Origin of the sequence: Thermoleophilum album (assembly GCF_900108055.1) — a bacterium.
Taxonomy (GTDB): Bacteria; Actinomycetota; Thermoleophilia; order Solirubrobacterales; family Thermoleophilaceae; genus Thermoleophilum; species Thermoleophilum album.
This window is the reverse complement of record NZ_FNWJ01000002.1, coordinates 755,070-768,482: the sequence shown is the minus strand read 5'-3', so window position 1 is coordinate 768,482 and position 13,413 is coordinate 755,070. Positions and strand designations below refer to the sequence as shown.

The window sequence follows — 13,413 nt, the reverse complement described above, 5'->3', positions numbered from 1 at the left end:
GGGTCCCGAAGCGCCGGTGGCTGGTTCGTGCCCGCGAACGCGAGAACCCGCCCACGGGCCGCTACCCCGGGGGCGGGTCCGATTCGTGGCGAGGTTCCGGCTGACCGCGGCGGTTCGCCGCTAGGAGCCGTCAGGCGGTGGTCCGCCGCCGCTGCGGCGGATGCTGCGGGTCCGCCGGTGCCGCGCTTCGCGCTGCCGAGCGAGAGAGGCCGGGCTCCTGAGGTTGAGGCGCCGCAGGTAGGCGCGGAAGCGCCGGACGGCGCCGTCGGCGCGGACGATCTCGACGGGTTCGTAGTTGCGGCGCTGGCCGTCGAGGTAGCCGTGGAGGTAGGCGATCTTCAGCCATTCGACGATCAACGCCGCGTAGCAGCGAAGCTGCTGCCAGGGGGCCCCGCGACGCTTCGGGGTCAGGGCACGGCTGTCCGCGCCGATGCCGTACCGGGATCGCCAGTCGTCGTGAACGCGTTCGAGGTGCCGGTTGACCTCCTTGACGGCCATGTAGGCCTCGGTGTCGCGCCACAGCGGCAGGAGGAGGCGGTAGTCGGTCTTGCAGAGGATGGTCTGGCGCTTGCCGCCGCTGGGGCAGGTCGGGTCCTGGCAGGCGTAGGTGAGCCGGCCGCCGTTCTGGGTCGAGAACGAGACGAATCGCCCGGGGCGGCCGCAGTGCTTGCAGAAGGGGATGCCGTGGCGCGTGTGGGTGTCGCGGTCCGCGCGGCGGGCGTTGCCGCTGCCGCGCCACGGCATGACGGTGGAGATGCCGCGGCTGGTGTTCCAGGCGAAGACCCTCTCGACCGAGAAGCCCCGGTCACCGGCCACGCGCTCTGGCAGTTCGCCTCCGCAGGCCTCGATCGCTTCCGCGACCATCGGCTCGTAGAGCTCGTGCTCGGGTGTCGAGGCGGGGAAGACGCCGACGGCGACCGGCGCGCCGAAGTGGCCTGAAACGACCTTGGTGTTGTAGAAGCCGACCCAGAAGCGCTTGACCCTACGACCGGTCGTGTAGGCGCGGACGCCGGCGGTCTTGTCGCGCAGGAGGTACCAGTGGCCGCCGACCTTGACGCGCAGCGCGCCGGTGTCGCGATCACGATCAACATCATCGACTTCGCCGACGTAGAGGCGGTCCTTCTCCTCGGGCTTGTGGCCGGTCGGCTCGCCGTCGTGATCATCATCGACGGGCCGCTCGTTGAGGCGCTGGCGGATCCCTTTCGCGCTCTCCGTCGAGCCTTCCGCGGTGATCAAGGTCTTCCGCGCGCGGCTGCGACGCCGGCCATCCGACTCGCGCTCGTAGGGACAGTCGTCCCCTTCGCGGCAGTCATGCTGCAGTCGCGCGAAGGTGCGCGCCTCCGTGGAGTCGATGTGCAGGTCGAAGACGACCTTCCCGCCGCTGGCCGTGTTGACGTGACCGATGATGGCGTGCGCCGCCTTGCGGAAGGCCCCGGCCGCTCGCTCTTCGAGCTCGACGAAGCGCTCGTAGACACGCTGGTAGGAGGGGCGTCGCGAGAACCCCCACTGCCGCCAGTGCTCGTCGGTGGTCTCCCGCCACCACGGCTCGATGTCGACGAAGCCCGAGTCGGTGAACTGCAGGAAGGCGAGCGCGTAGTAGCCAGGCTCCCGTCGTCGGCCCCAGACGGGCTTGAGGTTCGTCGTGCCGTCCCGCAGCGGTTCCCAGAACGTGGGGTGCTCCTGGATGACCTTCGGCGCCCAATGCGAGCTGAGGGCGTCGCGCCAGTCCGAGAAGGCCGTAGCGCCACGCTGGCGCGTGGGAAGGTTGGTGCGGCGCGGCACCTCACGCTTCGGTCGCGTCGCCAAGTAGTCGGCGCGGCGGCGCAGCGTCGGTTCGACCGCCGGCCAAGTAGCCGCGCATGCCGACTTGATCGTCGTCAGCGCCGCATCCAGGATCGCGCGCCGCGCAGCGTCGTCCCGACGACGCGCGATCAGCTCGGTGCGGAACAAGCTGCACCGCTGGTCCCACTCGGGCGCGGCCGACGCGAGCGCCATCACCGCGAACGCTTCGTCGTCCGACTTGGCGGCACGCACCGCCGCAATCCGCTCGTCGGCGGAGAGCTCGGTGCGCGACGGGGTAGGAGCTGGCGACGCGGTGATGGCCATTGACGTGAGGAAGGTCTCGTACCGCGTCGGGACGGCAGCACACAGGTGTCATGACGGTGATGCCAGTTTCCGCGGGGGTCGGGAAACGAACACGACTGCCTGCCAAGGGCGCCCGGCAGGCTTGGCGGCCAACTTGGTGTCGAAATGGGCGGGTAGAAGATGTCGAAACGGTCGGATAGATAGCGTCGAAATGGTCGGTTTAGATGTGTCGAGATGGTAGGATTGGGCTGTGGGCGGCGGCCCGTACATCCGGCGGATCGTCGACGGCGAGCTCGACGAGGTCTTGGGGCGGCTCGCGGCGGTCGCGCTGGAGGGCGCGAAGGGGGTCGGCAAGACCAGGACCGCGCTAGAACGCGCGAAGACGGTTCATCGCCTCGATGATCCGGCGGTGCTCGAAGTCGCTCGGGCCAATCCGGCACGCCTTCTCGACGGAGAGCGCCCCGTGCTCGTCGACGAGTGGCAGCGGCTGCCGGCCGTCTGGGATCTGGTGCGTCGAGCGGTGGACGACGGTGCTGAGCCGGGGAGCTTCCTCCTGACGGGATCGGCGATCCCGGATCCGCCACCGACCCACTCGGGTGCCGGGCGGATCGTGTCGATCCGCATGCGTCCGTTGACCTTGAGTGAGCGCCTCGGCTCCCATTCAGTGAGCCTGGCGGCGCTGCTGACGGGCGACCGGCCCGAGGTGGGGGGCGAGACTCCGCTGACGGTGGAGGACTACGTCGAGGAGATCCTCGCGTCGGGCTTCCCGGGCCTGCGGGGGCTGAGCGGGCGGGTGCGGAGACTGCAGCTGGAGGGCTACATCCAGCGGATCGTCGATCGGGATATCCCCGACGAGGCCGGCGTGAGGATCCGCAACCCGACGGCACTACGGCGATGGCTGACGGCGTATGCGGCGGCGACGGCGACGACTGCGTCCTTCGAGAAGATCCGGGATGCCGCAACCGCAGGGCAGGAGCGCAAGCCCGGCAAGGAGGCCGTCCAGAACTACCGGGACGCCCTGACCCGGGTGTGGGTGCTGGACGAGATCGAAGCGTGGATCCCTGCCGACAACCCCCTGCGGCAGCTCGCCCAGGCACCCAAGCACCAGCTCGTCGATCCGGCCTTGGCGGCCCAACTGCTCGGCGCCCAAGCCTCGACGCTGCTGTCCGGCGCTAGCAGCGGGCCGTCCATCTCCCGCCCCGGGACGCTGCTGGGAGTGTTGTTCGAGAGCCTCGCGGCCCAGTCGATCCGGGTCTACGCCGCCCACAACGAGGCGAGGCTCAAGCACCTACGGACCGCGCGGGGACGGCAGGAGGTCGACCTCATCGTCGAGCGGGCTGACGGGGCGGTCGTCGCGATCGAGGTGAAGCTCGCGAGGACGATCGGGGATGAGGACGTCAAGCACCTGACCTGGCTTCAGGACAAGCTCGGCGATCGGGTCCTCGATCGCGTCGTCGTCACGACCGGACCGACCGCCTACCGGCGCACCGACGGCATCGCCGTCGTGCCCCTTGCGCTGCTCGGTCCCTAGCGGCCGGCAGTTTCTCCGGCCCAGGGTGCGGTGTCCCAGAGATCCTCCGGGTCAGGGGGAGAGGGCGCACGCGGGCTCGGGTACCACTCGCTCCACTCGGGCTCGATCAGATGGGACAGTGGAACGTCGAGCACGATCGCCGCGTTCATGAGGACGCGCAGCGGCGGGTTGTCGTTGCGGCCGCGTTCGAGGTTGCGATAACCGCTGAGGGAAACCCCGAGCGCCTCAGCCATCCGTCGCTGCGTGATCCCGCGGCGAACACGTTCCCGCGCGAGCCGCGTCCCGACGGCTGACTGCTGGTCTCGCCTCGCTGGCATCGCGGCATTGACGCTAACGACTGACAGCTGGTGCCGCCGGAGAGTGAGCGCCAGCCGGTGCTGCCGGGACGCTGCGTAGCTGTAGTTTTCGCTCCGAGGCCGTGCCGTTAGCTGGCCGCCGGCCTCGACGCGAGGCTAGGAGCGAAATCGGACGGCGCTGCTTGACGCGAGCGCCGGTGCGGTCGCCAGCTCTGCACGGCCTAGATTGGCGGCATGTCGGAGGTCGCCGACGTCCCGGGCGCGCGTTTCCGGTCGTCATACGACGATCTCGTGCTCGTCGAGGTCGTCGTGCCAGCGGTGGTCGAGGCCGCGGGCGCGCCCGACCCCTTGGTGACGACCCAGGCGGCATACGACGCGGCGAGGGAGGCTGCCGGTTTCCCTGATGCGCCGAGCGCGGCCCAGACTGCTCGGCGGTTGGGGCGACCGTGGCGTGAGGTGCTCGCGATGGCGTTGGAGGGCCCGGAGCCCGCGCGCGCCTTGGGAGCCTCCACGCGCCGGCCTGCGCGGCGCGATCTCTCGGAGGGGGAGATCGTGGAAGCCTTGCAGCGGGCGGCTCGGCACGCCGGGAAAGCGACGTTGCGGCCTGCCGAGTACGACGAGATCCGCGACGAGCTGGTCGCCCCCGCCCAGCGGGCGTGGCTACACGGCCGAGACGTCGACGCCATCCCCACCGCCGATCAGATCCGTCTCGCGATGCGCAGTCGGGACGACCCTGAGGGTTGGGACTCTGCGCTCGCCGCTGCCGGCCTGAAGCCGCGGGGCCGGTCTCCGCGTCCGGCGTCCGTGGATCCGATCCAGGCGACCGAGTGGTTCCTGGAGGATGCGGGCTGGCTGCCCGCTTCCTGGAGGCAGCTGCGCGACTACGCTGCAGCGAAGGGTTTCTCGCTCAAGCGGCCTGCGGGGTCTATCGAAGACGTACACCAGGAGCTGCGCAAGCAACGCGCCCGGGCGAAGTGGACGCCGCCTGGTCCGCCTCCCGCTCATCTGCGACCGCCCTTCACGGTTGAGCCAATGTTCGCGCCGCGCGCGCGACGCGCCGCCTCGCCTACGAGCAGGCAGTGGAGTGGGTCGCTCGCGCCCTCGCAAGCCTCGCGGGCCGGGAGCGTCTGACGGTGAGGCGATATCAGCGATGGAGCGCGAAGACCCCGGGAGCTCCATCCTTGTCGAGCATCCAACGTGCCGCTGCCAAGCGCGGCGGAACCTTCAAGACGATCCGGGCTGCGGCAGCGCGAATCGACCCACCCCGGCCCTCCCAGTCCGCGCGCACGCTCGACTTCCGCGGGAGACGACGCGGACGCAAGCCAGGCAGCCAGTTGAGAAGCCCTCCAGGCGCGGCCGGCGCCCCGCCCAGCACCCTTGCTGGGCTCGTCGCCGCAGGGGTCCTCGACCCCGCCGAGAAGCTGATCGCGCACGCCCAGGGCCGCAGATGGACCGCCACGTTCAACCCCGATGAGGGCCTCGACATCGATGGTCTAGGGCACGCCCACAGCCTCTCGGAGGCCGCGCGCATGATCCACGGCGGTCCCACTCGCCGCAACGGCTGGAAGGTGTGGCGTGTCGAGCGGGAGGGCAAGTTGGTGCGCCTTCAAGACCTTCGGCATGAGGCGCTTCCAAGCCGGAGATGACCCAGTGAAGCCGGGCAGCCGGACCGAAGCGCTCCGGCACGTTCATCAGCGGGTGCCGAGGCTACACGGTGCTCGATCTAGCACCGTGGGGTGCCAAGAGTGGCACCAACCCGGCGCGGCCTTGCGGCAGGCCTCCTCGGGCGCGCGTACCGGGATCAAGCTTGGACGCGTCAGATCGAGGACCCGCTGTACGACTCCTCCAGGTGGCGCGTGCTCCTGTAGGCGCGATAAGAAGGGGCGCGGCCTGCTCGCGCGAAACGCCCGTGCCAGCCGCTCGCAGGCATAGCCTCCGCTGAGATATGGGTATCGACGTCGCAGCACCCCTCACGCTCAGGCAGCTCGAAGACCATCTTTGGGCATCCGCCGATCTGTTCCGTGGTCTCACCGATGTGGAGGTGCAGCGCGACTACGTGCTCGCGCTGCTCTTCTTCCGACGCGCCTCGGATGTCTATGAGGAGGAGACCGCCGCGGCGATCGAGGAGCTCGGGGACATCGAGCGGGCAAAGGAGATCATCGAGGCGAACCTCGACGCCTACCACGATCTGCGGATCCCGGAAGGGGCTACCTGGGATGAGGTCATCCGCACCGACCCCGACCGGCTCGGCACGGCACTCAATGACGCGCTGAGGAGCATCGCTTCGGCGAACCCCCGTCAGCTCGCCGGCGTCTTCGACTACACCGACTTCAACAACCGGAAGGCTCTCCCGCCGGAGAACCTCGCGCAGGTCGTCAGGCACTTCGACGCCCTCGGACCCCTGACGAAGGCGCGAGTCCCGCCGGACATGCTCGGCCAGGCGTACGAGTGGCTGATCGCGAAGTTCGCTGCGGCGGCCGGGAAGGCTGGTGGCGAGTTCTACACGCCAGAGCCGGTCGGGGTCCTCGGCGCGCGCATTCTCGCGCCACCCCCTGAGGCGACCGCGTACGACCCGACCTGCGGTTCTGGCGGCCTGCTCTTGCACCTGCGTCAGGAGGCGTTCCGCCTCCACGGCGATCGAGCGCGAGCCCTGACGCTCTTCGGCCAGGAGCTCAAGCCCACGACGTGGGCGATCGCCCGCATGAACATGCTCCTCCACGGGGCTGCGGGGGCGGCCACGATCGAGCAAGGCGACACGCTTCTTGCCCCGGCGTTCCTGAGTGGTGGTGAGCTCCGGAAGTTCGATCTGATCATCGCCAACCCACCGTTCTCCTCCAAGAACTGGGGACATGACCGGTTCAAGGCTGGCGGGGATCCCTTCGGGCGGATCCGGCACTTGCCGCCGAAACGCCACGGCGAAATGGCCTTCGTCCAGCACATGGTCGCCTCGCTGAAAGACACGGGCCGGATGGCAGTGGTGCTCCCGAACGGCGCCCTGTTCCGGGGGCGGAACGAGCAGCTCGTGCGCCGCGACCTGCTCGAAGCGGACGTCGTCGAGGCGGTCATCCAGCTTCCGAAAGACATGTTCTACGGCGCCGGCATCCCGGCCTGCTACCTCATCGTCAACAAGGCCAAGCCGGAAAGCCGCCGCGGTCGCGTCCTGTTCATCGACGCCTCCGAGTGCTACGAGCGCAGGGACACCAAGAACGTCCTCCGAGACGAGGACATCGATCGCATCGTCGCCGCATTCCAGAGCGACGACGATCAGGAAGGCTTCTCCTCGTGGGTTGACCTGGATGAGGTACGGGCTCGCCGGTACAACCTCACCGTTCGACGCTACGTGCGCGGAACGAACAGCAACAGCGACGACACGATCACCCTCGCGGAGGCCCTCGCAGAGCTACGCGCCAGTCGAGAGCAGTGCCGCGCCGCCGACGCTGCCCTCGACGACGTTATCGCTGAGTTGCAGGAGCAGGGAGCCGGATGACCGCGACGTGGCGGACAGTACGGCTCGCTGAGCTTCTCAACGACAACGTTGCTGGTCCCGTCCCAACTCCGCGCGAGGAGCTCGTACGGCTCGCCGGGGTCCGTCTTCACGGAGGCGGTGTATACGAAGCGCGGGTTGTTCCCGGCGCCGAGATCAAGACGAAGACGCTGACGCCAGTCCAGCCGGGTGCCCTTATCTACAACCGGATGTGGGCTACGCGGGGAACCTTCGCTGTGGTCCCTGACTCGGCGGCAGGAATGTATGTAACCAATGAGTACCCGCAGTTCAGGATTGATAAGGAGGCCGTGGAGCCCCGGTACTTGGAGCTCCTTACACAGCTCCCCGCCTTTCTAGATCAGGTGGATGCCGCTGCGGTGGGAAGCACCGATCGTCGACGACTTCATCCGGATGCGCTGCTTGACATGGAGGTCGACCTGCCGCCACTCGATGAGCAGAGGCGGATCGTGGAGGCGGTGGCGGCAGCGGAGCAGGCCGTGGCCGCTCACGAGCGTTACGCAAGCGCCGCGTTCACCGCGCTTCGTGCGGCTCGGGAAGCTCTATTGTTCACTGAAGGTGACTGGGAGGATCTGCCGCCGGGGTGGGAGCTGCGCCGGCTCGACGAGGTTGCGGACATTCGCGCCGGGATTACAAAGGGGCGTAAGGTCCAGCGGCCCCTAACCGAAGTGCCGTTCATCAGGGCCGCGAACGTCCAAGACGGGTTCTTGGACCTGAGCGAGGTGAAGACGCTCGCGGTCACAGCGGCGGAGCGGGAGCGGTTTCGTGTTCAGGCAGACGACATCCTCATGATCGAGGGTGGGAATGCCGAGCATGTAGGACGCGGCTGGCTGTGGGAGGGGCAGGAGGAGGCCGTCTGCCAGAATCACGTCTTTCGGGTGCGGGTGACCACGGGAGCGGTTATTCCTCGCTTCCTCGCGTATGCGATCGGCGCTTCGCCGGCTCGCGCCTATTGCTACGACGCGGCCAAGAAGACAACCAACCTTGCGAGTATCAGCAAGAGTCAGATCAGCGAGCTCGCCGTTCCCGTGCCGCCGGTGTCCGTTCAGGCTGATGTGGTGCGCAAGCTCGACGCCCTGCGCAGAGTCGGTGTGGCTGAGCTCCGGCACGCACGTCGGTTGACGCGTTTCCGGGCGGCACTGATCGAGGAGCTGGTTAGTGGGGCGCGTCCCGCGCCAGCTGTCGGCGTTCTGAGGTAGCTCCATGACGCTGGGCCTGCGAACCAGTGAGAAGGAGGTCCAGGCAGAGATGCTGGAGGTCCTTCGCGGGCTCGGTTGGAGGTTCGTTCCGCGCAGCGAGATGAATGCCCTGCGAGGGGCCGCGCGGATGAACGAGGCGATCGTCGAGCCGCTCCTCGTGGAGGCGATCGAGCGGCTGAACCCTGGTTTGGACGAGGATGCAGCCAGGCAGGTGGCTGCCGAGGTGCGCCGCATCAGCAGCGACCGGGAGATGCTGGACGTCCTGCGGCGGGGTGTGCCGTACAAGCCGGCGCCGGATCGGCCCACCGTGAACGTGCTGATCGTCGATTCGGAGGATCCGAGCCGTAATTCGTACGTGGTGACGGAGGAGTTCGAGCTGCGTACAGGTGGGCAGCGGGAGCCGCGGCTGGACGTGGTCTGCCTGGTGAACGGGATCCCGCTGGGGGCGATCGAGAACAAGGACACCGACGAGCCCTTGGAGTCGGCGGCAGATGATTGGCGCGGCTACTGGGTGGACGCGCCACAGCTTGTCGCCCAGGTGGCGCTGGCGGGCTGCTGCAACGGCTTGCAGTTTCGCGTGGGGCCCTCTGGTCTTGGTGATCTCGCCGGCTACCACGAGTGGTCGGATGCCTGGCCGCTGAGCGTCGACGATCCGGACGACGAGATGCTCGTTGGCCTGACAGGGGCGTTCGCTCCCCAGGCGTTGGTCGACCTCGCGGTGAACTTCGTGGTCTTCGAGACTCGTGAGGGTGTGACGAGCAAGCGCCTCGCGCGGGCTCACCAGCACCGGGCGGCGAACAAGATCGTCGAGCGCGTCCGGGCGGGCAAGCTCAACCGAGGGATCGTCTGGCACGCGACCGGGTCGGGGAAGTCGCTGACGATGGTGTTCGCCGCCCGCAAGCTGTTGCGGATCGGGCTCGGTAACCCCTTCGTGATCATCGTCATCGATCGCACCGAGCTTGACGAGCAGATCAACGAGACGCTGACGGCGTGCGAGTTCGACGGGGTGGAGCGCGCGATGTCGCGCAAGCACCTGGATGAGCTGCTGAGCTCCGACGCGGGTGCGGTGATCGTCACCACGGTCCAGAAGTTCGACGCCTCGCTGAGCTCTCGCTTGGAGCGGCGCGAGGTGATCGCCTTTGTTGATGAGGCGCATCGCACGCAGTTCGGCAAGTTCGGGATGTGGATGCGTGATGCGCTTCCGAACGCGTCGTTGTTCGGGTTCACGGGTACCCCGATCGAGGTCGACGGCCGGTCCACGCGCGCGGCGTTTAGCCCCCGCCTGGATGACGGCAGCTACGAGCCGTACCTGGATCGCTACGGCTTTGACGAGGCGATCAGCGACGGTGCGACCGTTCCGGTGATCTATGAGCCGCGGCTTGCGCAGTGGCGGCTGAGCCGTGTCGACATCGACCAGCGCTTCGACGAGCTCACAGCTCATCTGGGCGAGGCAGAGCGGGACAAGCTACGCGAGCAGGCGGCCCGCGAACGGGTCGTGGCCAAGGCCCCTGAGCGCGTGGCGGCGGTTGTCGACGATGTCGTCCAGCAGCTTCGCGACCGCATCGCCGTCAACAACTTCGCAGGCATGCTGGTGACCGTCGACCGCGAAGCCTGCGCGCTGGCCGCGGAAGAGCTCTCCAAGCACTTGCAGCCTGATGAGTTTGCGGTGGTGATGTCGCGCTCCAAGCGCGACAGCGCCCCCCGGCCGGGACAAGTAGACCTCAGGCGCTGGTACCCCGCAGTGGTCTGGGAGCGCGTCCACGGCCGCAAGCCGGAGGAGCTCGGCGAAGCGACGGATGGCGAGATCCCCGCGGGCGGCGAGGACCCGGACGAGTTCTTCGCGTCCACGGATCGCGCCGCGATCCAGGACTTCGTCCGGCGGATCAAGAGCGAGTCGGACCCGTTGAAGTTGCTCGTGGTCAACTCGATGCTGTTGACGGGGTTCGACGCGCCGCCGGTCCAGGCGCTGTTCCTCGATCGCGGGTTGCGCGGCCACACCCTCATGCAGGCGATCTCGCGCACCAACCGCCGCTACCCCGGCAAGGACGCTGGCCTGGTCCTCGACTACTGGGGTGTGTTCGACGACCTCCAGGACGCGCTGCGGGAGTTCGCCTCAGACGACCTCACCGGGCTCGTCGAAGACAGCGACGCGCTCATCGGGCGGTTCCCGCAGGTCCTCGACGAGGCGCTCGCGATCGTCGCCGGCGTGCCCACCGGGTCCCCTCGCAAGCGCATGCTCTGGATCGTGCGCCACCTCACTGACCACCCCGATCAGGCGGAGCGCTTCGAACGACTGGTGCGGGAAGCCCAGTCGCTGTACGACACCCTTGCGCCAGATCCCCGGCTCGTTCCGCATGTCGATCGCTTCACCGAGCTGATGCAGATCTGGTACGCCTGGGTGCGCGGCAACCGCCGCGACCAGCGCGGCGACACCGGGCTTCGCCACAAGGTCGAGCGACTGGTCCAGGAATCGGTCGGGATGGATCGCCTGCGCGACGACCTGCCGGCCGCCACGATCGACGCGGAGTTCCTCGCTGCGCTTGCCGAGGACGACACCCTCTCGCCGGAGGAGAAGGCGACGGACATCGAGGCCGCCGTCGTCCACGAGATCAAGGTCCGCGGCGAGGACGACCCGCAAGCACGCGCTCTGGCAGAGCGGCTTCGGGAGTTGCGGCGCAAGCGCGAGCGCCAAGCACAGATGACGCTGGAAGGCCTCAAGGAGTGGGAGGACCTCGTCCGGGAGCACCTCGCCGAGACAGCACAGGCGCAGGCGCTCGGCCTCGACGACGCAGGCGCCGTCGCGCACGCCGTATTGCGGCGAGCGGCACCCACAGCAGAGGAGAACCAACTCCTGGAGGTCGCGCGAGCTATCAGCGATGCCTACCGCTCCATCGCCGGGTTCGACGGCTGGAGCGAGCGCCCCGACGTCCTGAGCGGGCTGCGTCGCGCCTGTGTCGCCGCCCTGGTGAAACATCCGGACACCAGGCGCCTCGCAAGCGAACAGCAGGTCACCGACGATCTTCTCGCTGGCCTGAGGACGCTGGATCGCACCGAGCGATGAGCGGCCAGGCGAGCGGCATCACCCTCGACCTGGATGGCGAGTTGGTGCAAGCCGAAGTCGTCCGCTCCCCGCGCGTTCGAGTCGCGCGAATCCAGATCGGGGCGCAGCGGCCGCTGCGAATCATCGTGCCGGCCGACACCAGCGACGAGGACGCAGCAGACGCGCTGCGGTCCAAGCGCTCCTGGATCCGCGACAAGCTGCGCCTGATCGAACGCCAGGAAACCCCGAGACTTGGTCTCGACCGCCCAGGGGTGGTCTGGATCAACGGTGCCGCCATGCAGGTCATCGAAGGCGACGTGCGTTTCGCGCGTGAACAAGACGGCGTTCTCGTCGTCCCCGCTGGCGAACAAGCCGCGGAGGCTCTGCTGCGCTGGTACCGGCGCCGCGCCCGCGAGTACCTGCGCGAGCTCGTTGCCACCGAGGCCAAGCGCCTGGGCTGCACCTTCCGACGACTGGCTGTGCGCGACCAGCGCACCCGCTGGGGCTCATGCGCACCGACCGGCACCATCTCGCTCAACTGGCGGCTGGTCATCCCGCCGCGGTCGGTGGCGCGCTACGTCGTGGTCCACGAGCTCATTCACCTCAGCATCCCGAACCACAGCAAGGCCTTCTGGCGTGCGCTCAGCACGGCGCTGCCCGACTGGGAGCAGGCGGCAACCTGGCTCTCCGATCACGGCCACGAGCTGCGTTCTTACGCGCCCGAAACTCGTGCCCTTCGTCGACGCGGCACCCCAACAAGCGCGTGGGGCGTGGATGCTTAAGGCTCGCGGCTCGCGGAGCTGTTGTCCAGATACCTGATTCCGTCGCAGGAGCTGTTCAGCAGGAACGCCTTACCGAGCCACATCCTTCGGCCTTCCTCGTCTTTCCAACATGGTCTCTGCTTCTCGCCAAAGTCTGCAATCTGGCGAGGAGGGCGGAATCTGTCTCGACCTCCGGAGAAGCGCCTCTGAAACTCTGCGGCATGCGATTCCGAGATGCGACCAGCGTGCACGAGCTCCCCCGAGGAGGTCCTTACGCTCCTTGAGCAGGCGAGTTGCGCATGCTTCTGGTGAGTTTTCTGACGCCTTCGTGGTCGTTCGAACTCGAAATCCAGAGTTGCCCAGAAGTAACCTCCGATTCTCTGGGCACAACAGGAGAGCTACCGCCTGAGCGTGAGCTCACGAGCGCGGGAACAAGCAGCTACGGCGCCCGCGGCTCGCGCCCCGAACATCGCAGAGATCGCGAGCGCGACGGTGCGAACCTCGACCACTCACCGGTGTCGTTAACTGCCGGGCAAGGCCAGTGGTCCGTGTGCAGAACTCCGCGCAGAGTGTGTGCAAGGAAAGCCGAGACGCTTTGAAACCACGGACCTGAAGCGATTCCAGAACGGTCCCCGCTCGCTTCCGATCCGCCCCCGAGGGGTTTAGGATCGCCAACAGCGCCCACGCAGGCGCGCGAGAGGAGGAGCTGGATCTCAGGAGGGGCGGAACTGGACGCCGTGGCTTACACGCTGTTTTTCGTGGGCGGGCTTGGCTTCGGCTACGCCGCTCCCGGCCTGTGGAAGGGCCTTTGCTTCGTCTTGCCCGTCGGACTCGCGTTGCTCGCGATGGTTCAGGATGGGGTGCAGGGGGCGATCATCGCCGAGCTCGCGCTAGCGCTGGTACTGACCGCAGCGGGGCTGTTGCTCGGCCTGGTGATCGACCGCGGCGGTCTGCGCGGCCGTCGGCGCGAGTATGTGTGAGCCGAGCTTCGGAGAGAGG

At 68.1% G+C, this 13,413-nt stretch carries 10 protein-coding genes; 8 read left to right on the top strand and 2 right to left on the bottom strand.

Features of this window, described 5'->3' with window-relative positions; genetic code table 11:
• Nucleotides 1-120 precede the first annotated feature (120 nt).
• The gene (locus tag BLW41_RS09740; protein WP_093118587.1) at nt 121-2,106 is read right to left on the bottom strand and encodes a hypothetical protein; all 1,986 of its coding nucleotides are present in this window, start codon (nt 2,104-2,106) and stop codon (nt 121-123) included.
• Nucleotides 2,107-2,335: 229 nt separating this feature from the next.
• On the opposite strand from BLW41_RS09740, the gene BLW41_RS09735 reads away from it, so the two are divergent.
• Nucleotides 2,336-3,616, top strand: coding sequence for an ATP-binding protein (locus tag BLW41_RS09735; RefSeq protein ID WP_093118585.1), 1,281 nt, complete (start codon nt 2,336-2,338; stop codon nt 3,614-3,616).
• Here the strand turns inward: BLW41_RS09735 and BLW41_RS09730 are convergent.
• Nucleotides 3,613-3,933: a helix-turn-helix domain-containing protein gene (locus tag BLW41_RS09730; protein WP_093118583.1), complete on the bottom strand. Its 321-nt coding sequence runs from the start codon at nt 3,931-3,933 to the stop codon at nt 3,613-3,615. The two genes, BLW41_RS09735 and BLW41_RS09730, sit on opposite strands and share 4 nt — an antisense overlap.
• Nucleotides 3,934-4,146: 213 nt before the next feature.
• On the opposite strand from BLW41_RS09730, the gene BLW41_RS09725 reads away from it, so the two are divergent.
• From BLW41_RS09725 to BLW41_RS09695, 7 genes are all read left to right on the top strand, one after another.
• Nucleotides 4,147-5,043, top strand: coding sequence for a hypothetical protein (locus BLW41_RS09725; protein WP_093118581.1), 897 nt, complete (start codon nt 4,147-4,149; stop codon nt 5,041-5,043).
• Nucleotides 5,044-5,246: 203 nt separating this feature from the next.
• On the top strand, nt 5,247-5,558 hold the full coding sequence (locus tag BLW41_RS09720; protein WP_143038685.1) for a restriction system modified-DNA reader domain-containing protein: 312 nt from the start codon (nt 5,247-5,249) through the stop codon (nt 5,556-5,558).
• A 299-nt stretch (nt 5,559-5,857) separates the two neighbouring features.
• Nucleotides 5,858-7,399, top strand: a complete 1,542-nt coding sequence (locus tag BLW41_RS09715; protein ID WP_093118577.1) for a type I restriction-modification system subunit M — start codon at nt 5,858-5,860, stop codon at nt 7,397-7,399.
• Nucleotides 7,396-8,613, top strand: coding sequence for a restriction endonuclease subunit S (locus BLW41_RS09710; protein ID WP_093118575.1), 1,218 nt, complete (start codon nt 7,396-7,398; stop codon nt 8,611-8,613). Before BLW41_RS09715 ends, BLW41_RS09710 begins: the two co-directional genes overlap by 4 nt.
• A gap of 4 nt (nt 8,614-8,617) precedes the next feature.
• Nucleotides 8,618-11,674 carry a type I restriction endonuclease subunit R gene (locus tag BLW41_RS09705; protein WP_093118573.1) on the top strand — a complete coding sequence of 1,019 codons (3,057 nt, stop codon included), beginning with the start codon at nt 8,618-8,620 and terminating at the stop codon, nt 11,672-11,674.
• A complete protein-coding gene (locus BLW41_RS09700; protein WP_093118571.1) occupies nt 11,671-12,435 on the top strand; it encodes a M48 family metallopeptidase in 765 nt (254 codons plus the stop codon). Before BLW41_RS09705 ends, BLW41_RS09700 begins: the two co-directional genes overlap by 4 nt.
• 716 nt (nt 12,436-13,151) lie before the next feature.
• A complete protein-coding gene (locus BLW41_RS09695) occupies nt 13,152-13,394 on the top strand; it encodes a hypothetical protein (RefSeq protein ID WP_093118569.1) in 243 nt (80 codons plus the stop codon).
• Nucleotides 13,395-13,413: the final 19 nt, after the last annotated feature.

What these genes read in the sequence shown, in the direction of transcription:
- BLW41_RS09740 (WP_093118587.1), bottom strand. Translation starts at nt 2,106, where the DNA reads ATGGCCATCACCGCGTCGCCAGCTCCTACCCCGTCGCGCACCGAGCTC.
- BLW41_RS09730 (WP_093118583.1), bottom strand. Translation starts at nt 3,933, where the DNA reads ATGCCAGCGAGGCGAGACCAGCAGTCAGCCGTCGGGACGCGGCTCGCG.
- BLW41_RS09725 (WP_093118581.1), top strand. Translation starts at nt 4,147, where the DNA reads ATGTCGGAGGTCGCCGACGTCCCGGGCGCGCGTTTCCGGTCGTCATAC.
- BLW41_RS09715 (WP_093118577.1), top strand. Translation starts at nt 5,858, where the DNA reads ATGGGTATCGACGTCGCAGCACCCCTCACGCTCAGGCAGCTCGAAGAC.
- BLW41_RS09710 (WP_093118575.1), top strand. Translation starts at nt 7,396, where the DNA reads ATGACCGCGACGTGGCGGACAGTACGGCTCGCTGAGCTTCTCAACGAC.
- BLW41_RS09705 (WP_093118573.1), top strand. Translation starts at nt 8,618, where the DNA reads ATGACGCTGGGCCTGCGAACCAGTGAGAAGGAGGTCCAGGCAGAGATG.
- BLW41_RS09700 (WP_093118571.1), top strand. Translation starts at nt 11,671, where the DNA reads ATGAGCGGCCAGGCGAGCGGCATCACCCTCGACCTGGATGGCGAGTTG.